We start from the raw sequence: 20,449 nt of genomic DNA, 5'->3' as shown, positions 1-20,449 counted from the left end.
GCCCCATGTTGAAGCTCGACCGCTATCTATTGGGCGATTTCGTCCAGAGTTTCCTGGCTACCCTGATCGTCCTGCTGGTGGTCAGCGTGGGCGGCGTGCTGGTGGACATCCTCGGCAACATCGCCGACGGGCGGCTGCCAGCCAAGCTGCTGTTCTCGCAGCTGGGCCTGCAGTTCATCGTCTACATGCCGCTGATCCTGCCGCTGGCACTGATGCTGGGCCTGCTGCTGGCCATCGCCCGCCTCTACCGCGACTCGGAAATGGCGGTCATCACCGCCATCGGTGTCGGCCCCAAACGCCTGCTCAAGCCCCTGCTGCTGCTGGTGCTGCCGGTGATTGCGGTGGTCGGCGCCTGTTCGCTGTGGCTGGGGCCCTGGGCCCAGCGCACCGCCGAACAGATGATCCAGGACGCCAACCGCAGCGTGCTGATGGCCGGCCTGGAGCCGGGCCGGTTCACTCCGCTGCCCAATGGTGGCGTGGTCTATGTCGCCTCCATCTCCCCCGATGGCAGCCAGCTGGGCCGGGTGTTCCTGCAGCGGCAGAAGGAGGATCGCCTTGAAGTGGTGTCCGCCGCCAGCGGTCGCATGTACTTCGAAGGCGCCCGCCAGCGCTTCCTCGAACTGGATGATGGCCACCAGCTGGAAGGGCCGGCGGCCGGTGCGCTGGATTACCGTCTGGCGACTTTCGCCCGCAACGACGTGGCGCTGCCCGACGGCAGTGAGGCCCGCAAGCGTGATGATCCCGAACTGATGCCGACCACCGCGCTGTTCGGCGACAAGCGTCCCGAGGCGCAGGCACAGCTGCACCGCCGCCTGGCCCCGCCGCTGATCGCGCTGGCCTTCGCCCTGCTGACCGTGCCGCTGGGCCGCAGTTCGCCGCGCCAGCAGCGTTACGGCCGGATGATGCTGGCCCTGCTGGCCTACATGGTCGGCACCAACATGATGTTCATCGGCAGCGGCTGGATTGCCAACGGCCAGATTCCGTCGGCGCTTGGCCTGTGGTGGCTGACCCTGCCGCTGCTGGCACTGGCGATCTGGATGTACGCGCGTGACGGCCGCATGGCCCGCCCGAAGGGAGCCCGCGCATGATGCTGCGACCGATGCGTTTCGATCTGTACCTGGGCCGCGCGGTGCTGGGTACCGTGCTGCTGACCTGGGCGGTGCTGGTCGGCCTGGACGTGCTGATGGCCTTCTCCGGCGAGTTCAAGGACATCGGCAAGAACGGCTATTCGCTGGGCCATGCGGCAGCCTGGGTGCTGTACACCGTGCCGCGCCGGGCCTACACGATGTTCCCGACCGCAGCGGTGATCGGCGCGCTGATGGGCCTGGGCCAGCTGGCCGCGACCTCGGAGCTGACCGCGCTGCGCGCGCTGGGCCTGTCGCGCAAGCGCCTGAGCGTGTCGGTGGCGATCGCCCTGTCGCTGCTGACCGGGCTGATGGTGATCAGTGCCGAGACCCTGGGGCCTTGGGGCCAGAACCGCGCCGATTCGCTGAAGATGAGTGCCAAGTGGGGCACCGACATGGCGGTGGCGCGCTACTCCGGCCTGTGGGCGCGCGAGGGTGACACCTTCCTCAACGCACAGACCGGCGAAGAACAACTGGTGGGCGAAAAGGGCACCCGGCTGATCCTGCGTGACGTGCGCCTCTACAGGATCAACGAGGACGGGCGGGTCGGTACGCTGACCCATGCCGCCACCGCCGAGCATGACAAGGACGGCTGGGTGCTGACCGGCGTGCGCCGCGACACCTTCGGCGAGCGCTCGGCAACGCGCCAGGAAGTGGCCCGTGAGCCGTGGAATTCCAAGCTGGACGCCGGAGCCCTGGCCACCGGCATCGCCAAGCCGCGCAACCTCAGCGTGTCCGAGCTGAGCACCAGCATCGCCTACCGCGAGCGCAACGGCCTGGATGCACGCGACTACGAGGATGTGTACTGGAGCCGCTGGTTCTATCCGTTGAATGTGCTGGCGCTGTGCCTGGCGGCGGTGCCGTTCGCGTTCGGTTCGCTGCGCAGTGGCGGCATGGGCAAGCGCCTGTTCCTGGGCATCCTGTTCGCGCTGGCGTTCTGGCTGCTGCAGCTGTTCTTCGGGCGCATGGCCGGTGCGCTCAAGTTCGACTACCGCATTGCCTACGCGCTGCCGCCGATCGTGATGCTGGCGGTGTCCGGATTGTTGTTCCGGCGCAAATCGGGCTGATGCCGGTGGCGCCGGGCATGGCCCGGCCGCTTTCCGCGCTGCGCGCGTGAGCCGAGCATGGCTCGACTCTACAGAATGTGCGTTACCACTTGGGCGTCCGTTGCCTGGTCCGATGTTGGCGGTCGATCCAGGCCCAGCGCGCTGGATTCTGTAGAGCCGAGCCCATGCTCGGCTGCTTCTCGCTCATCGCGCGTCAGCCGAGCATGGGCTCGGCTCTACACACGCGCCGCGCAGGATTGGATTGAAGGGTGACAGATCACTGCTTCGGCATCCGCAGCAGCCGCGTGGCGCTCGCGCGGTCGTGCCAGGTCAGCCGCTGGCGATCCACCAGCGCCCACCAGAAGCCCAATCCGCCCAGCAGCAACGACAGTGTGGCCACCGCGAACCGCAGCCACAGCTGGCCGCGTCGCAACGGCGTGCCGTCGCGTGATTCCAGCTTCAAGCGCCACGGGCGCATGCCCAAGGTCTGCCCGCCGCGTCGCCAGCTGGCGGTCGCATACCACCCGGTCAACCCCCAGCACACTGCCCACAGCAGCCATTGCCATGCGCTGAAAGGCGCGATGTTCTCGCGCTGCGCATGGCCGCTGAAGGTATAGGCCAGGGTGAACACGGTACCGGCCAGCATCCACAGGGCCAGCACCGGCAACGCGTCATAGATCATCGCCAGCAGGCGCCACAGCAGCAGCGCGCGCGGGCGGGGCGTATCAGCGGCGACGTGGGCCGCATCGGTGGCGGGGCTCGACATGTGCCGAGCATACGCAATGCTGGCCGTGCCCGCAGTTGGCCTCGTATCCTGCGTGCATGGCCGTCACTTCCACTCCCGCCGAACGTCGTCAGCTGGTCCAGCAACTGCCCGAGCTGCGCAGCGAGGACGGCCAGCGCATCCAGCGTTTCCTCGACGCGATCTGGGCCGAGCACGGCCTGGCCCGCGCCACCCTGGACAGCTACCGCCGCGACCTCGAAGGCCTGGCGCGCTGGTGTGATGGGCGCGACGGCGGTCTGGCCGGTGTTGAACGCGCCGGGCTGTTCGATTACCTGGCCTGGCGCACCCGCCACAACTGGTCGCCGCGCAGCAATGCGCGGCTGCTGTCGGCACTGCGTGCGTTCTTCGCCGACGCCGTGCGCCGTGGCGAACGCAACGAAGATCCCAGCGCACTGCTCGACCCGCCGAAGCTGCCGCGGCTGCTGCCCAAGGCGCTGGCCGAGAGCCAGATCGATGCGCTGCTGGCGGCGCCGGATATCGACAGTCCGCTCGGCCTGCGCGACCGCGCCATGCTGGAGCTGATGTATGCCGCCGGACTGCGGGTGAGCGAGCTGGTGCTGTTGCCCGCCACGGCAGTGAACCTGCGCCAGGGCGTGTTGCGGGTGACCGGCAAGGGCAGCAAGGAACGCCTCGTGCCGCTGGGCGAGGAGTCGCAGTACTGGCTGGAACGCTACCTGCAGCAGTCGCGACCGCAGCTGGTGGGCAAGGGCAAGGTGCAGGCGCTGGCCGACGGGCAGACGCCCTTGTTCATCGAACCGGCGCTGCATGGTTTGACCCGCCAGGCGTTCTGGCACCTGGTCAAGCGCTACGCGGCGGTGGCCGCTATCGACCCGGCGCGTATCAGCCCGCATGGCCTAAGGCACAGCTTCGCCACCCACCTGCTGAATCGCGGCGCCGACCTGCGCGCGCTGCAGATGCTGCTGGGCCACAGCTCGCTGTCCACCACCCAGATCTACACCCTGGTCGCACGCGAACACCTGCAGAAACTGCACGCCCGCCATCATCCACGCGGCTGAGCCCACGGCTGAACCCCTGCCGGGCCTGTGCGCGGCATCGCGGACCGCTCAGGATGGCTGTGTCAGAATCCGAAGTCTTCTTTCTGCTGCGGACTGCTCCATGCTCCGATTCGCCATCGCCGCCGTGTTCGGCGCGCTCAGCCTGAGTGCCTGCGCCCAGCCGGCCCCGCCCGCCGCAAAGGCACCCGCCGCAGCGGCAGCCAAGGCCGGCGCTGTCGCCACGGCCAATGCGCCGGCCGAGCAGGCCGTGCGCAAGGCCCTGACCGAGCTCAACCCCGGCTTCCAGGTGGACTACATCGGTGCCGCGCCCTTCCCGGGCTTCCGTGAAGTGGTGGTCTCCGGCCAGCTGCTGTACGTCTCCGACGACGGCCGTTACCTGTTCCAGTCGCAGCCCTACGACACCCGCGCCAAGAGCCCGGCCAACAGCGAGGGCCTGCTGGGCTACCGTCGCGACCTGCTGGCCAAGGCCAATCATGGCGACCGCATCGTGTTCGCCGCGCCGAACGCGAAATACACCATCAGCGTGTTCACCGACATCGAATGCGGCTACTGCCGCAAGCTGCACCAGGACATCGCCGAGCTCAACCGCAACGGCATCACCGTTGAATACCTGGCGTTCCCGCGCATGGGCCTGGGCAGCAAGGATTACACCGACATGATCTCGGTCTGGTGTGCGGCCGATCGTCGCCAGGCGCTGACCAATGCCAAGCGTGGTGGCACGGTGGCCGCGAAGAACTGCACCAACCCGGTGGCCATGCAGTACGCCCTGGGCCAGCAGTTGGGGGTGAACGGTACGCCGGCCATCTTCGCGCCGGATGGCACCCAGCTCGGCGGCTACCTGCCGCCGGCGCAGCTGCGTGCCGCGCTGGAGAAACTGTCGGCCAAGCGCTGACCGCCGCTGACCTTTTTCTGTAGCGCCGAGCCCATGCTCGGCTGCGGACACATCAGCCGAGCATGGGCTCGGCTCCACAGGTTGGAAACCGGGGATGCCAGTCGCATCCCCGGTTGTCTGCTTACTTCAAGCCATCACTGACCGCTTTGGTCAGCGTGCCCTGCGCATCGTCGCCGCTGAACTCCCAGACAAACGCACCGCCCAGTCCCTGGGTCTTCACGTAGCCCATCTTGCGGGTAATGTTGGCCGGGGTATCGAAGCTCCACAGCGTGCTGCCGTTGTAGATCCAGGTGGCACCGGCGGTGTTGTCGGTGTAGCCCTGCCACGCCAGGTTCTTCAGCACCTTCCAGTCTTCGATGCCGGCTTCATACGTGCCGGGTGCCGCACCGGTGGCGCTCTGGTACAGGCCGTTGTTGGCGTTGCTCACGCCGGTCCAGCCGCGCCCGTAGTAGCCAATGCCCAGGTTGAGCTTGGCGGCGGGGACACCGCGGCTGATGAAGGCCTCGATGGCGTCGTTGCTGTTGTACAGCTTCTGGTCGCCGGTGGACGGATCACTCGGCGAATCGAACAGCGCCGACTGGTGATTGGTCTTCGCATCCCACGCGCCGTGGAAGTCGTAGGTCATCACGTTGATGTAGTCCAGGTACGGGTGGTATGCGGCCGGGTCGGTGACGCGGATCTTGTCGATGCCGGCGCCGACCGCCACCGTCAGCAGCAGGCCCGGACGCACCGCATCGAGCTGGCGGCGGAATTCGGCCATCAGCGCGGTGAAGTTGGCGTTGTCCTCGGGCGTGCCGCAGGCGATACCGCAGGCCACCGGGTATTCCCAGTCGATGTCGATGCCATCGAACACCCCCAGCGCCGCCCCCGGGCCACCGGCACCGTCGGTCACCGGCAGGTTGCCCTTGATGTAGGCATCGATGCACGAGGCGACGAAGGCCTGGCGGTTGGCCGGCTGCGCTGCGCTGGAGAAGCCACGCGACCAGGTCCAGCCACCCAGCGAGATCAGCACCTTCATGCCCGGGTACTTGGCCTTGAGCTGCTTGAGCTGGTTCCAGTTGCCGCGCAGCGGCTGGTCCCACGTGTCGGCGCTGCCACTCACGCTTTCGCCGGCACCGAAGGCCTTGGTGTAGTCGGCGAAGGCATCGCCACCGGCACCGCTGTTCGGATCCGACGCCTGGGTGATGCCCACTTCGCAGCGGTTGTTGCGCACGTTGCCGAAGGCGTAGTTGATGTGGGTCAGGCGCGCGGCCGAACCACTGCTGTCGATGTTCTTGACCCGGTAGTTGCGGCCATAGATGCCCCACTGGGTGAAGTAACCGATGACCCGCTTGCCGGTGGTGCCACCGTCGCCGGCCAGGGTGCTGGCGGTCACCGCCGTGCCCTGCGCGGAGGCATTGCCGGCGTTGTCACGGGCGCGCACCCGGTAGCTGTAGCTGGTGGAGGCGGTCAGCCCACCATCGACATAGCTGGCGCTGGACGGTGAACCGACCAGGCTGCCGTTGCGGTACACGTCGTAGCCGGCCAGGCCGCTGCCACCGGTGTTGTCGGTGGACGGGCTCCAGCTCAGGGCGATGCTGTTGGCGGTGCGGGTGCCCACGGCCAGGCCGCCGGGCACGCTGGGTGCGGTGGTATCGCCACTGGCCGCGTTGACGGTGATGGTGATGGTCGCGGTGCTGGCGGTGGCGTTGTTGTTGTCGGTGGCGACGGCGCGCAGGGTGTGGCTGCCGGCGCTGGCGTTGGCCCAGCTGGCGCTGTACGGCGCGCTGGTGTCGACGCCCAGCGAACTGCCATCGCGGAAGAACTCGACCTTGCTGACGCTGCCGTCCGCATCACTGGCATTGGCGGTCACGTTGACCGTGCTGCCGGCGCTGAAGGTGGCGCCGTTGGCCGGCGAGGTCAGGCTGACCACCGGCGGCTGGTTGGTCCCGCTGCCATCGCAGGCGCCGAGGTTGGTGTAGTAGGGCGCCCCGGCCGGATGGTCCGGCGGCGCATTCCAGATGTCCTGGTTCGCCCGGTAGAGGACGCCTCCTTTCTGCAGGGTATCGCCACTCCGGTAGATCTTGGCCTGGTCCCATTCGGCCACGCCGGCACAGCTGGCGGCCTGGGCCAGGCCGGGCAGGGCAACCGCCCCGGCCAGGGCCAGCAGCCAGGCCAGACGGCGCGGGCGACAGCGTTGAAGGGAAGGGTGGGCACTGCGTACATCGGCACTCTGCACAAGCGGGTCGTACATGGTGTGTCTCCGATCGATGGTTGGCGCACGGGCCAAGACGGCGCCGCACGTAACGCAGGGTCCGGACATCGCCCGGGAAGGCGACGGAGGGGGCGGACGGAGGTACCTGGTGGGCCGGGGAGAGAGTCCGGCGCCAGGTGGGGACAACGTTGTCATCAATTGCGTGGTCAATCCGTGAGCGAGCGCATGGTTCGGGGATTTGGGCGAGCGCGGCGCTGGCGCGCGGTCGGCAGCCATCGGCGGAGCCCCCTCGTGGTTGGGGTTGGTCGTTTACAGCGGATTTCTGGGGGTTGGCCGGGTGGGTGGGCTGCGCAGGGGGCGCCGTGAATACGTCCCTGTAGGCTCGGGCGCGCCATCCATGGCGCTTACGCCCCTGCGCAGCCCACCCGCCCGGGCCCCGACAGGTTCATGCGCGCGCCAGCCACGAAAGACATAACAAAAAATCAAGATCAAACGCCGATCGCTTCGCTCTCAGGCGTTTGATTTCCACATTTCCCTGGTCGCCGGCCAGCGGCCGGTAACCAAGGAGCATCCACGCATGGCGTGGATCTACTGCAGATCGCGGAGATCTGTCGAAGGCGGGGTGGGTCCGGTTGCGGGGGTGTCCGCGGCATGGATGCCGCGGTCAAGCCCCCAGGGACGGGTTTACGGCGTCCCCCGCCACCGGACCCACCCCGCCATCCCACGGAATGCCCGCTTTGGCTTTGGCCGTTGCCGTTGCCGTTGCCTGCGCTCTGGCCTCTGCGGGTGCCGGGCGCCGCCCGGCCGAAGCCTACCCCCGCTTCCGGTACAATGTCGGGCCCGTTTCCCAACTACGGTTCCCCGGACATGATGGTCCTCGAGGGCGCGCCCGCCCTGTCGCCGTTCCGCCGCGAACGTCTTGAATCCCGCCTGCAGTCCATCGCTCCCTCCCTGCGCATCAGCGGTGCCTGGCACGTCTACTTCGTGCAGGCCGAGGGCACTGCCGCCCCCGACGTCGATACCCTGTGCCGCATCCTGGAAGCCCGCCCGCAGTCCGAGGCGGTCGCGGACGGTGCGGTCAGCCGCATCGTGGTGCCGCGCCTGGGCACGCTGTCGCCGTGGTCGAGCAAGGCCAGCGAACTGGTCCGCGGTGCCGGCCAGCCGGTCAGCCGGGTCGAGCGTGGCCTGCGCATCGACGTACAGGGCTGGCCGACAGACGCTGCCGCCCAGCAGGCACTGGTCAAGGTGCTGCACGACCCGATGACGCAGTCGGTGCTGGAAACCGTCGACCAGGGCCAGTCCCTGTTCTCGACCCCGGCCCGTGGCGAACTGGAGCGCGTGCCGGTGGACCAGCTGGAGGCCGCCAACCAGCGCCTCGGCCTGGCCATGGCGCAGGACGAGATCGACTACCTGCGCGAGCGTTTCACCGCGCTGGGCCGGTCGCCGTCGGACGTGGAACTGATGATGTTCGCGCAGGCCAATTCCGAGCACTGCCGGCACAAGATCTTCAATGCCAGCTGGACCATCGACGGCCAGGAGCAGGACCGCTCGCTGTTCCGGATGATCAAGAACACCCACCAGCAGACGCCGCAGCACACGCTCAGCGCATACAGCGACAACGCGGCGGTGATCGAAGGCCATCCGGCCTCGCGCTATCGTCCGGACCCGGCCAGCGGCGAGTACCGCCGCGAACCGCAGGTGCCCAGCGCGTTCCAGATCAAGGTGGAAACGCATAACCACCCGACCGCGATCGCGCCGTTCCCGGGCGCCTCGACCGGTGCCGGTGGCGAAATCCGCGATGAAGGTGCAACCGGTCGTGGCGGCAAGCCGAAGGCCGGCCTGAGCGGTTTCTCGGTCTCGCACCTGCGCATTCCCGAGCTGCCGCAGCCGTGGGAAGCGCCGCGTGCGCTGAACCCGCGCATGGCGCCGGCACTGGAAATCATGACCGACGGCCCGCTGGGCGGCGCTGCGTTCAACAACGAGTTCGGCCGCCCGGCCCTGCTCGGCTACTTCCGGAGCTTCGAACTGCCGGAAGGCGCCGACCTGGTGCGCGCCTACGACAAGCCGATCATGCTGGCCGGTGGCCTTGGTGCCATCGATCGCGTGCAGGTCGACAAGATCCTGCTGCAGGACGGCGATGCCGTGATCGTGCTCGGCGGCCCGGCGATGCTGATCGGCCTTGGCGGCGGTGCCGCCAGTTCGGTCGCCTCCGGTGAAAGCGCCGAGGACCTGGACTTCGCCAGCGTGCAGCGCGACAACCCGGAAATGGAGCGTCGCTGCCAGGAGGTCATCGACCGCTGCGTGGCGATGGGTGCCAACAACCCGATCAAGTTCTTCCATGACGTCGGTGCCGGTGGCCTGTCCAACGCCATTCCCGAACTGCTGCACGATTCCGGCGTGGGCGGCATCATCGACCTGGGCAAGGTGCCCACCGACGATCCGTCGCTGTCGCCGATGCAGCTGTGGTGCAACGAGTCGCAGGAGCGCTACGTGCTCGGTGTGGCGCAGGAGCGCCTGGCCGAATTTGCCGCGCTGTGCGCACGTGAGCGCTGCCCGTTCGCTGCGGTCGGTGTCGCCACCGCCGCCGAACACCTGGTGGTCGCCTATGGCGCCGTGCCGGGCAACATTCCGGCCGACGCGCCGATCGACCTGCCGATGGACGTGCTGTTCGGCAAGCCGCCGAAGATGCACCGCGATACCGCGCACCCGCCGGCACCGCGCTGGCCGGCGCTGAAGACCGCTGGCCTGGACCTGCAGGAAGCCGGTCTGCGCGTGCTCGCGCACCCGACGGTGGCCTCCAAGAACTTCCTGGTCACCATCGGTGACCGCAGCGTGGGCGGCCTGACCGCGCGCGAGCAGATGGTCGGCCCGTGGCAGCTGCCGGTGGCCGACGTGGCGATCACCCTGGCCGATTTCGACGGCGTGGCCGGCGAGGCGATGGCCCTGGGCGAACGCACGCCGCTGGCGCTGCTGGACGCGGCTGCCTCGGCCCGCATGGCCGTGGGCGAAGCACTGACCAACCTGTGCGCGGCCCCGGTCGATGCGCTGGATGAAATCAAGTTGTCGGCGAACTGGATGGCCGCTGCCGGCCACCCGGGCGAAGACGCGCTGCTGTACGACGCGGTGAAGGCGGTGGGCATGGAACTGTGCCCGCAGCTGGACATCAGCATCCCGGTGGGCAAGGACTCGCTGTCGATGCAGGCGCAGTGGCACGACCAGGGCGAGGCGCACAAGAGCGTGTCGCCGGTGTCGCTGGTGATTACCGCGTTCGCGCCGGTGACCGATGCACGCCAGCAGCTGACCCCGCTGCTGGACCGCGATATCGACAGCGAGCTGTGGTTGATCGGCCTCGGTGCCGGCAAGCAGCGCCTGGGCGGTTCGATCCTGGCCCAGGTGCACGCCGACCATGGCGACCTGCCGGCGTTCGCCGGCGCCGCCCCGGACCTGGACGACCCGCAGCGCCTGCGTGGCTTCTTCGAGCTGATCCGCGATGCACGCCAGGCCGGCCTGCTGCGCGCGTACCACGACCGCAGCGACGGTGGTGCGTTCGCCGCGCTGTGCGAAATGGCCTTCACCTCGCGCCTGGGCTTGGACATCACCCTCGACGCCTGGGGCGATGATCCGTTCCGCAGCCTGTTCAATGAAGAACTGGGCGCCGTTGTGCAGATCGCCCGCGAAGACCGCGCCGCGTTCGCCGACCTGGTCGAGCGCCACGCGCTGACCGAGTGCGCACAGCGCATCGCCAAGCCGACCACCGCGCCGGTGGTGCGGGTGTCACTGGGCGGTGACTCGCTGGCCGAATGGCGCTGGGAAGCACTGTTCGATGCCTGGTGGTCGGTGACCCACGCGATGCAGAAGCGCCGCGACAATCCGGCCAACGCCGATGCCGAGCGCGAGATCGCGCGCGCCTTCACCGCGCCGGGCCTGAAGCCGAAGCTGAGCTTCGACCTCAATGAGGATGTCGCCGCACCGTTCGTGCAGACCGGGGCGCGTCCGCGCGTTGCGATCCTGCGCGAACAGGGCGTCAACGGCCAGATTGAAATGGCCAACGCCTTCGAACGTGCCGGCTTCCGCGCATTCGACGTGCACATGAGCGACCTCATCGAAGGCCGCGTGGCGCTGCAGGACTTCACCGGCCTGGTCGCCTGCGGCGGCTTCAGCTACGGCGACGTGCTCGGTGCCGGCCGTGGCTGGGCGACCTCGATCCTCGAGCGCACTGCGCTGCGCGATGCCTTCGCCGCGTTCTTCGCGCGCGAGGACAGCTTCGCCCTGGGCGTGTGCAACGGCTGCCAGATGATGAGCCAGCTGAAGGACATCATCCCCGGTGCCGAACACTGGCCGCAGTTCCGCCGCAACGCCAGCGAGCAGTTCGAAGCCCGCACCGCGCTGCTGGAGGTGGTGGAGTCGCCGTCGATCCTGCTGCGTGGCATGGCCGGTTCGCGGCTGCCGGTGGCGGTGGCGCATGGCGAAGGCCAGGCGGTGTTCGACAACGCCGTCGACCAGGCCACGGCCCGCGTCGCGTTGCGCTACATCGATGGCAACGGCAACGTCGCCAGCCAGTACCCGCTGAATCCGAACGGCTCGCCCGATGGCATCACCGGCCTGACCAGCACCGACGGCCGGGTGACCATCATGATGCCGCACCCGGAGCGCACCCCGCGCGCGCTCAACCTGAGCTGGGCCCCGGCCGAGTGGCAGGGCGATTCACCGTGGATGCGCATGTTCCGCAACGCGCGGGTGTGGTGCGGCTGATCGCACACGCGTTGCGCAGCTGACGATGCCATCGCGTATGGAAACCCGCCGGGAAACCGGCGGGTTTTTCTTTTTGAATACGGAAACTCCTGCACTGGCCATTAGTTACATACGTTTTCATATGTGAGGATTCCCTCACGTGCGCCTAACAAAATACGTACATAAACAAGTGAAACAGTGAACTGCTTCACGGCAATGGCTTTTGCTGCGTCAAACTCTTGACGATTCGCAAAGATGCCGTTAACACTTGACCCCCGTTTCAAATCTGTTCATCCCGCAGTAACCGCACGGCGCATGCGCTCGGTTTTCTGTCCCTGCGCGCCGTTCGGCAATACCCCGCAGTAAATCACGCGAATAACGCCCCCAGGGGACGTTGAACCACGAAGGTTCGGCGGTGGCGTTGCTTTGCCCAAAACCAGTCCAATCAGGAGCCGTACCGATGAATCGGATTTATCGCAAGGTCTGGAACAAAGCATTGGGTCAGTTGGTGGTGGCCTCGGAACTGGCCTCTTCCAGCTCATCAGGCGGGGTCGTCGACCAGCGCCGCAGTGCGACGGATGCCGCGCCGGCACGACTGGCCGCAGCGTTGGCCTTGGCAATGGGACTGGGAATGACCGGCATCGTTTCGGCGCAGTCGGTCGAGATTGGCGGCAGCGCGAACTGCGTGGTGCTCAACAGCAAGGTGGTGGACAAGTGCGCGGTCGATGGCACTGCCAGCGCCAAGGGCAGCAACGCGGTGGCGATCGGCGCGGGTACCAGCGCCACCGGCGCCAACAGCGTGGCGCTGGGCGCCGGTTCCAAGGCAGCACGCGCCAACACTGTCTCTGTCGGTGATGCCGGCAAGGAACGGCAGGTGACCAACGTCGCCGCCGGTACCGCCGCCACCGATGCGGTGAACAAGGCGCAGCTGGATGCACAGGCACGCGCCACCCAGGCGGCGCTTGCGCAGGCAGCGGCCGAGGGCAGCCGCTACTTCAAGGCCGATGGCGCGGGTGACAACAGCGACGCGGCGAAGATCGAAGGCGAGGGCGCCATCGCGGTCGGCAGCGGTAGCCAGTCGCTGGCCAACGCCACCACTGCGGTCGGCACCCAGGCGATTGCTGCGGGCGTCGGTGCCAGTGCCTTCGGCCAGAACGCGCTTGCCTTCGGTGATGCCAGCGTGGTGGTCGGGCAGAGCGCGGCCGCATTCGGCTTGGGCGATACCGCCGTCGGTGCCCATGCCGTGGCCGCCAGCGAGAACGGTGCGGCCACCGCACTGGGCGCACTGTCCGAAGCCAGCGCCGACGGCGCCACGGCAGTGGGTGCAGGCGCGGTGGCGATGGGCCCGGGCAGCACCTCGCTGGGCCGCGGTGCGACGGCCGCCAACGAAGCCTCCATTGCCGTCGGTGCGTTCAGCACCGCGGTGGGCGAGTACAGCACCGCGCTGGGCTCCAATTCGGCCGCCGTGGCCACCGGCAGCGTGGCGCTCGGCGCCGGCTCGCTGGCCGATCGCGTGGATACCGTGTCGGTAGGCGCGGTCGACTACGGCCTGACCCGGCAGATCACCAGTGTTGCCGCAGGTACCGAAGATACCGATGCGGTCAACGTCGGCCAGTTGAAGGACGTGGCGGCAGTAGCCGATACCACCGCCAAGCGCTTCCAGGCCACCGGCAGCAGCAACAGCGATGCCGGCGCATTGGCCGAGGGAGATGACGCGCTCGCCGCTGGCGAAGCCGCCAATGCGGTCGGCAACGGCACGACCGCGGTCGGTGCAGGTGCAACCGCTGTCGCGCAGAACGCCACTGCGGTCGGCAACAATGCGCTGGCCTCGGGCCAGAACAGTGCGGCCTTCGGCAACAACGCGCAGGCAGTCGGTCCGGGCAGCGTCGCCGTCGGCGGCGCCGCGGTGGATGCCGATGGCAATCCGCTGATCACCAGTGGTGGCGTGCCGGTAGAGACCGGTGCCACCAGTGCCGGGGTCGGCGGTACCGCTGTCGGTGCCAGCGCCGATGCCGGCGGTTTCGCCGCCTCGGCGTACGGTGTGGGTGCCTACGCGGCAGGTGCGCAGTCGTCGGCGTTCGGTGCGGTCTCCAATGCCATCGGCGACTACTCCACGGCCGTCGGTACGCAGAGCAACGCCACCGGCACCAGCAGCGTGGCCATCGGTGGTCCGGCCGATCTGATCCCGGGCCTGGGCTTTTTCGTGCAGACCCAGGCCAGTGGTGAAGCGGCCACGGCCGTCGGTGCCGGCGCGATTGCCAGCGGTGACCACGCCGTGGCCAACGGCAGCCTGACCGAGGCCTCCGGTGCCGAGTCGGTCGCCGTGGGCTACTTCGCCTATGCACCGGGTGAGAACGCCAGCGCGCTGGGTGCGCAGACCTGGGCCAGTGGTACACAGAGCACGGCTGTCGGTTACTACGCCACTGCGCGCGGTGAGAACAGCGTTGCCTTGGGTGCGAATTCCGAAGCGGTGCGCGCCAACAGCGTGGCCGTGGGCAGTGCCGGCAACGAGCGGCAGATCACCAGCGTGGCGGCCGGCAGCGAAGCCACCGATGCAGTGAACAAGGCCCAGCTCGATGCCGTGGCCAGCACCGCCGACACCACCGCGCGCTTCTTCCAGGCGCAACCGGAAAGCGGCAGCGATGCCGGTGCCTACGCAGAAGGCGAGGGTGCGGTGGCGGCGGGCTCGGCCAGCAACGCCATCGGTGCCGGTGCGTTGGCACAGGGTGCAGGCGCTGCGGCCATCGGCGCCGACAGCGTGGCACTGGGCCGCAATACCTTCGCCGACGGCGACGGTGCAGTGGCCATGGGTGGCCTCGGCCAGGCATACGACGAATACAACCAGCCGCTGCTGGATGACCAGGGCAATCCGGTGCAGATCGGCACCACCGCGTCGGCCGGGTCCACCGCCGTCGGCAATGCCGCGCAGGCGACCGGTGACAGCAGCAGCGCCTTCGGCAATGCGGCACAGGCCACCGGCGACAACAGCTTCGCGGCAGGCGGCAAGTCGCGCGCTACCGGCAGCTATGCCGTCGCCATCGGTGACAGCGCCTTCGCCAAGTCCGACGACAGCACCGCCGTGGGTGGTTACAGCACCGCCAGCGAAGAGGGCGCTACTGCCTTCGGTGCCGGCGCCTGGGCCACCGGCCGCAATGCTTCGGCGTTCGGTCCGGCGGCATGGGCCAGTGCCAACGGTGCCACCTCCATCGGCTACAACAGCTGGGCCAACGGCACCAGTTCCACCGCCGTCGGCCGCGGCGCCTTCAGCTACGGCGACAACAGTGTTGCGCTGGGCTTCCAGGCACTGGGCAACAGCATCAACAGCATCGCCATCGGCACCAACACGGTGGCTGGCGGTGAAAGTGCGATTGCGTTGGGCGCGGGCAGTGCGGCCAGCGGCAACAACGCGGTTGCGCTGGGTGCCGGTTCGGTGGCCAGCCGTGACCGCAGCGTGTCGGTGGGCAGCGCCGGCAACGAGCGGCAGATCACCAGTGTGGCGGCCGGTACCCAGGCCACCGATGCGGTGAACAAGTCGCAGCTCGATGCGGTTGCAGCCAGTGCGGCGACCACCAGCAAGTACTTCCAGGCCAGTGGCAGCGCCGACAGCGATGCCGGTGCGTACGTGGAAGGTGACAACGCGCTGGCCGCCGGTGAATCGGCCAATGCCATCGGCAACGGCGCCACCGCGCTGGGCAGTGGTGCCAATGCACTGGCCAGCAATGCACAGGCCATCGGCTTCAATGCGCTGGCCACCGCAGCCAATGCCAGCGCCATCGGTGCCAACGCACAGGCGACCGGCGAATACGCCACCGCGCACGGTGCGGAGAGCGAAGCCAGCGGCGAGCAGAGTGCAGCCTTCGGTGCGGCATCGGTGGCCAGCGGCGCCGGCAGCACCGCCACCGGCGTGTTGTCCGAGGCCAGCGGCGAGGAAGCCGTGGCGGTGGGCTACTTCAGCAACGCCAGCGGTGAGGCCGCCACGGCGGTCGGCAGTGAAAGCGTGGCCAGCGGCACTGCGTCGGCGGCGTTCGGCATCGGCGCCGAAGCGACCGGCGGCTACAGCACGGCCATCGGTGGTTACGCCAACGCATCGGCATTCAACGCCACCGCCTTCGGCAACTTCGCCAACGCCTCCGGTTCCAACAGCGTGGCGCTCGGCGGCGATTCGGAAGCGTCTGGTGCCTACAGCACCGCCACCGGCCAGGGCAGCCTGGCCACCGGCACCAATGCCGTGGCCGTCGGTGGCTCGTTGTTCGGCCTGCTGGCGACCGAAGCATCCGGCGACTATTCCACCGCGGTCGGCGGCGGCGCCTATGCGCCGGGCACCAACAGCACCGCGCTGGGCAATGCGGCGGAATCGCGCGGTGCCAACAGCGTGGCGCTGGGTGCCGATTCGATTGCCGACCGCGACAACACCGTGTCGGTCGGTGGTGGCGGCAACACCCGCCAGATCACCAACGTGGCAGCGGGTACCCTGGGTACCGATGCAGTGAACAAGGACCAGCTGGACGCAGTGGCCGCCGAAGGGGCCAGGACCAGCAAGTACTTCCAGGCCAGTGGCAGCACCGACAGCGATGCTGGTGCCTACGTGGAAGGCGACAGCGCGCTGGCTGCCGGTGAGGCCGCCAATGCGATCGGCGCCGGCGCCACCGCACTCGGCGGTGGTGCAACGGCGGTAGCCGCGAACGCCACGGCGGTGGGCTTCAACAGCCTGGCCAGCGGCGGCAATGCGGCTGCACTGGGCAACAACGCACAGGCGACCGGTGAAGACAGCGCGGCGCTCGGCAGCGGTGCGGTGGCCAGCGAAACCAGCACCACTGCGACCGGTGCAGGCGCGCAGGCGACGGCGGTGTACAGCACCGCCAATGGTGCCGAGGCGGTCGCCAGCGGTGCGCAGTCGCTGGCCAGTGGTTTCCGTTCGGCAGCCTCTGCAGACGGCACCACCGCAGTAGGCGGTTACAGCGAAGCCAGTGGCCGACTCGGCTCGGCGCTCGGTTATGGCACCGTCGCCAGTGGTGCCAACAGCACCGCTGCCGGTGTGTTCGCTGCGGCGTCGGGCGCCAGCTCGGTGGCCATGGGTGATTCCAGCGAAGCCAGCGGCGATGAGAGCGTGGCCATCGGTGGCAGCACCTTCTTCGGCCTGGTGCCGTCGCGAGCCAGTGGTTACGGCGCAGCGGCCTTCGGCGCCGGTGCCTGGGCCACCGACGACTACGCCACCGCCATCGGCTGGAACTCGTGGGCCGATGGCGCCGAGTCGACCGCGCTGGGTGCCAGCGCTACCGCCAACGGTGCCAACAGCGTGGCCCTGGGCGCGGGCTCGAAGGCCGACCGTGACAACACGGTGGCCGTCGGCAGTGCCGGCAGCGAACGCCAGGTGACCCACGTGGCCGCCGGCACCGAAGGCTCCGATGCGGTCAACAAGAACCAGCTCGATGCCGTCGCCGCCACGGCGGACAAGACCAGCAGGTACTTCCAGGCCAGCGGCAGCGCCGACAGCGATGCCGGGTCCTACGTGGAAGGCGACAACGCACTGGCTGCCGGTGAAGCGGCCAATGCGATCGGCACCGGCGCCACCGCGCTCGGCAGTGGTGCCACGGCCGTGGCCGCCAACGCGACCGCCGTGGGCTTCAACTCGCTGGCCACGGGCAGCAATGCGGCCGCGGTCGGCAGCAACGCACAGGCCACCGGCGAAGACAGTGCCGCACTCGGCAACGGCGCGGTGGCCAGTGGCATCAGCGCTACCGCCACCGGCACCGCGGCACAGGCCAGCGGCGTCTACAGCACGGCCAACGGTGCAGAGGCTGTCGCCAGCGGTGCGCAATCGCTGGCCAGTGGTTTCCGCAGTGCGGCCTCGGCCGATGGCACCACCGCCATCGGTGGCTACAGCGAAGCCAGCGGCCGCCTCGGCACTGCGCTGGGCTACGGCTCGGCAGCGACGGGTGCCAACACCACGGCTGTCGGCTTCGGTGCAGCAGCAGCAGGCAGCGGCGCAGTCGCCGTCGGTCAATCCAGCGACGCCAGTGGCGCAGAGAGTGTCGCCATCGGTGGCAGCACCTTCTTCGGCCTGATCCCGTCGCGTGCCAGCGGTACCGGTGCGGCGGCGTTCGGTGCCGGTGCCTGGGCCACCGACGACTACGCCACCGCAATTGGCTGGAATGCGTGGGCCGATGCGGCTGACAGCACCGCGCTGGGTGCCAGCGCGACGGCCAGCGCTGCCAACAGCGTCGCGCTCGGTGCGGGTTCGAAGGCGGACCGTGCCAACACGGTGGCCGTCGGCAGCGCAGGCAACGAACGCCAGATCACCCATGTTGCCGCCGGCACCGAGACCACCGATGCGGTGAACAAGGGCCAGCTGGATGCCGTGGCCAGTGTCGCCGATAGAACCAGCAAGCACTTCCAGGCCAGCGGCAGTGCCGACAGCGATGCCGGGGCGTACGTCGAAGGCGACAACGCGCTGGCCGCGGGTGAAGCGGCCAATGCGATCGGCAACGGCGCCAGCGCGCTCGGCAGCGGTGCCACCGCGGTCGCGGCCAACGCCACTGCGGTGGGCTTCAATGCGCTGGCCAGCGGCGCCAACGGCGCGGCGCTGGGCAACGCGGCACAGGCCACCGGCGTGGACAGCGTGGCGCTGGGCAGTGGTGCCGCCGCCAGCGAGCTCGGCGCCAGTGCCACAGGCGCCGGTGCACAGGCCAAGGGTGCCTACAGCACCGCCAGCGGCGCGCAGTCCACCGCCAGCGGCACGCAGTCGCAGGCCAGTGGCTTCCGTGCCACCGCAACGGCGGACGGCGCTTCGGCGATCGGTGCCTACGCCGAGGCCAGTGGCCGTCTCGGTACCGCGGTGGGCTATGGCGCCAAGGCCGTGGGCGGTAACGGAACGGCCCTCGGTGTCAGCGCCCAGGCTAACGGGGCCAATAGCGTCGCCTTGGGTGGCGGCTCGGTCGCCGACCGTGCCTACACCGTGTCGGTGGGCAACGTCGGCTTGAACCGGCAGATCACCAACGTCGCCAACGGCACCGAGTGGGACGATGCCGTCAATCGCGGGCAGCTGGATGTGGTCGCCTTTACAGCCAACACCACCAACCGCTACTTCCGTGGTAACGGCAGTGGAACCGCGAGCGCAGTGGGCGCTGATTCGGTGGCGATGGGTTCGACGGCCACTGCCGTCGGCGCACGCAGCATCGCGTTGGGCAGCAACGCCACGGTGCCCGCCAGCGGTGCGATTGCCATGGGTGCCAACGCCGGTGCGACCGGCGTCAACTCGGTGGCTCTGGGTACGGGCGCGACCGCCCTGGAGGCCAACGTGGTGTCGGTCGGTGGCGGCAACGGCACAAACGGCCCGGCCCGGCGCCGCATCGTCAACGTCGCCGACGGCCGCATCACCGCCGGCAGCAGCGATGCCGTGACCGGTTCACAGCTCAACGTCACCAACCAGCGCGTGGGCGCGGTGGAAACCCGGGTCGGTGATTTCGACTCGCGCATCGCCACCGTTGAAACCAGCGCGGCCAGTTCGGTCGGCTACGACGATGCCAGCCGTGACCGCCTGACCCTGGCCGGTATCCAGGGCACCACCATCGACAACGTCGGCGCCGGCAGCATTGCGTCCGGCAGCCGCCAGGCGATCAACGGTGGGCAGTTGTTCCAGTCGCTCAGCGATGCCGCCAGCTTCCTCGGCGGCGGCGCCAGCGTCGGCATGCAGGGGGTGTTCGTTGCGCCGAACTATGTGATCCAGGGCTCCACCTACAGCAACGTCGGCGACGCGCTGGGCGCACTGGACCGCAAGGTCAGCGAGATCGATCGTCGCACCGCCAGCGGCACGCGTTCCGGCGCGGCCAGCCTGCGCTCGATGGCGGCTCCGCTGGACGCCGACGCGGCCAGCGCGGCCACGGCGTCGGCCAGCGCCGATGCGAGCCTGGCGGATGGCGGATCGACCACGGCGCGGGTGCAGGGCACTCCGACTGCAGCCAGCGCAGGCAGTGCGCAGCCGGCACTGGTCGCAGGCGGTGGCATCAACGCCGTCGCGATGGGTGATGGCGCTGTGGCCAGTGGTGCATCGTCCACCGCGGTCGGCCAGGGCGCGAGTGCGACGGCGGCCAATGCGGTGGCGCTGGGCCAGGGCTCGGTTGCCGATCGCGCCAACACCGTCTCGGTCGGCAGCGAGGGCAACGAACGCCAGGTCACCAACGTGGCGGCTGGTATCACTGCAACCGATGCGGTCAACAAGGGCCAGCTGGACCGTGGCATCACCACCGCCAACAGCTACACCGACAGCCGCGTGCAGGCGGTCACCGACAGCTTCGATGTGTTCAAGGGCGAAGTGGATGGACGCCTGCGCCACATGGATCGCCGTATCGACCGCCAGGGCGCGATGAGCTCGGCGATGCTCAACATGGCCACCAGTGCCGCCGGCATCCGTACCCAGAACCGGGTCGGCGTCGGCATCGGCTTCCAGGGCGGCGAGTCGGCCATGTCGCTGGGCTACCAGCGTGCGATCAGCGATCGCGCCACGGTCACCATCGGTGGTGCCTTCAGCAGTGATGACAGCTCGGTCGGCGTCGGTGCCGGCTTCGGCTGGTAAGTGCGCAACAACGTGCCGGTGGGCAACCCCATCGGCACGTCGAGCAGTGAGCGCCAAAGGGGCGTGGCACGGCAACCCTGGTGGGCCAGC

8 protein-coding genes are annotated in these 20,449 nt (G+C 68.8%); 6 read left to right on the top strand and 2 right to left on the bottom strand.

Annotation, left to right across the window (positions count from 1 at the left end):
• Positions 1 to 5 precede the first annotated feature (5 nt).
• Both lptF and lptG read left to right on the top strand, forming a co-directional pair.
• Positions 6 to 1,088, top strand: a complete 1,083-nt coding sequence (gene lptF, locus CR919_RS13010; protein WP_099820362.1) for an LPS export ABC transporter permease LptF — start codon at positions 6 to 8, stop codon at positions 1,086 to 1,088.
• A complete protein-coding gene (gene lptG / locus CR919_RS13005) occupies positions 1,085 to 2,191 on the top strand; it encodes an LPS export ABC transporter permease LptG (RefSeq protein WP_099820361.1) in 1,107 nt (368 codons plus the stop codon). Before lptF ends, lptG begins: the two co-directional genes overlap by 4 nt.
• 256 nt (positions 2,192 to 2,447) lie before the next feature.
• Here lptG and CR919_RS13000 read toward each other — a convergent pair whose 3' ends face one another.
• Positions 2,448 to 2,936, bottom strand: a complete 489-nt coding sequence (locus CR919_RS13000; RefSeq protein WP_099820360.1) for an RDD family protein — start codon at positions 2,934 to 2,936, stop codon at positions 2,448 to 2,450.
• A 56-nt stretch (positions 2,937 to 2,992) separates the two neighbouring features.
• On the opposite strand from CR919_RS13000, the gene xerD reads away from it, so the two are divergent.
• Both xerD and CR919_RS12990 read left to right on the top strand, forming a co-directional pair.
• Entirely contained in the window at positions 2,993 to 3,970 is a 978-nt protein-coding gene (gene xerD / locus CR919_RS12995; protein WP_099820359.1) for a site-specific tyrosine recombinase XerD, read from the top strand.
• A gap of 100 nt (positions 3,971 to 4,070) precedes the next feature.
• Positions 4,071 to 4,862 carry a thioredoxin fold domain-containing protein gene (locus tag CR919_RS12990; RefSeq protein WP_099820358.1) on the top strand — a complete coding sequence of 264 codons (792 nt, stop codon included), beginning with the start codon at positions 4,071 to 4,073 and terminating at the stop codon, positions 4,860 to 4,862.
• Between the two features lie 121 nt (positions 4,863 to 4,983).
• Here CR919_RS12990 and CR919_RS12985 read toward each other — a convergent pair whose 3' ends face one another.
• The gene (locus tag CR919_RS12985; RefSeq protein ID WP_099820357.1) at positions 4,984 to 7,095 is read right to left on the bottom strand and encodes a glycosyl hydrolase family 18 protein; all 2,112 of its coding nucleotides are present in this window, start codon (positions 7,093 to 7,095) and stop codon (positions 4,984 to 4,986) included.
• An 828-nt stretch (positions 7,096 to 7,923) separates the two neighbouring features.
• Here CR919_RS12985 and purL point away from each other — a divergent pair.
• Positions 7,924 to 11,808 carry a phosphoribosylformylglycinamidine synthase gene (gene purL / locus CR919_RS12975; protein ID WP_207761037.1) on the top strand — a complete coding sequence of 1,295 codons (3,885 nt, stop codon included), beginning with the start codon at positions 7,924 to 7,926 and terminating at the stop codon, positions 11,806 to 11,808.
• 439 nt (positions 11,809 to 12,247) lie between these two features.
• The gene (locus CR919_RS21430; RefSeq protein ID WP_099820354.1) at positions 12,248 to 20,359 is read left to right on the top strand and encodes an ESPR-type extended signal peptide-containing protein; all 8,112 of its coding nucleotides are present in this window, start codon (positions 12,248 to 12,250) and stop codon (positions 20,357 to 20,359) included.
• Positions 20,360 to 20,449 lie beyond the last annotated feature (90 nt).

It is taken from the genome of Stenotrophomonas sp. LMG 10879, from assembly GCF_002750935.1.
GTDB classification, from domain to species: Bacteria; Pseudomonadota; Gammaproteobacteria; order Xanthomonadales; family Xanthomonadaceae; genus Stenotrophomonas; species Stenotrophomonas lactitubi_B.
The sequence above is the reverse complement of the archived record's forward strand: the minus strand, read 5'-3'. Positions and strand labels throughout refer to the sequence as shown.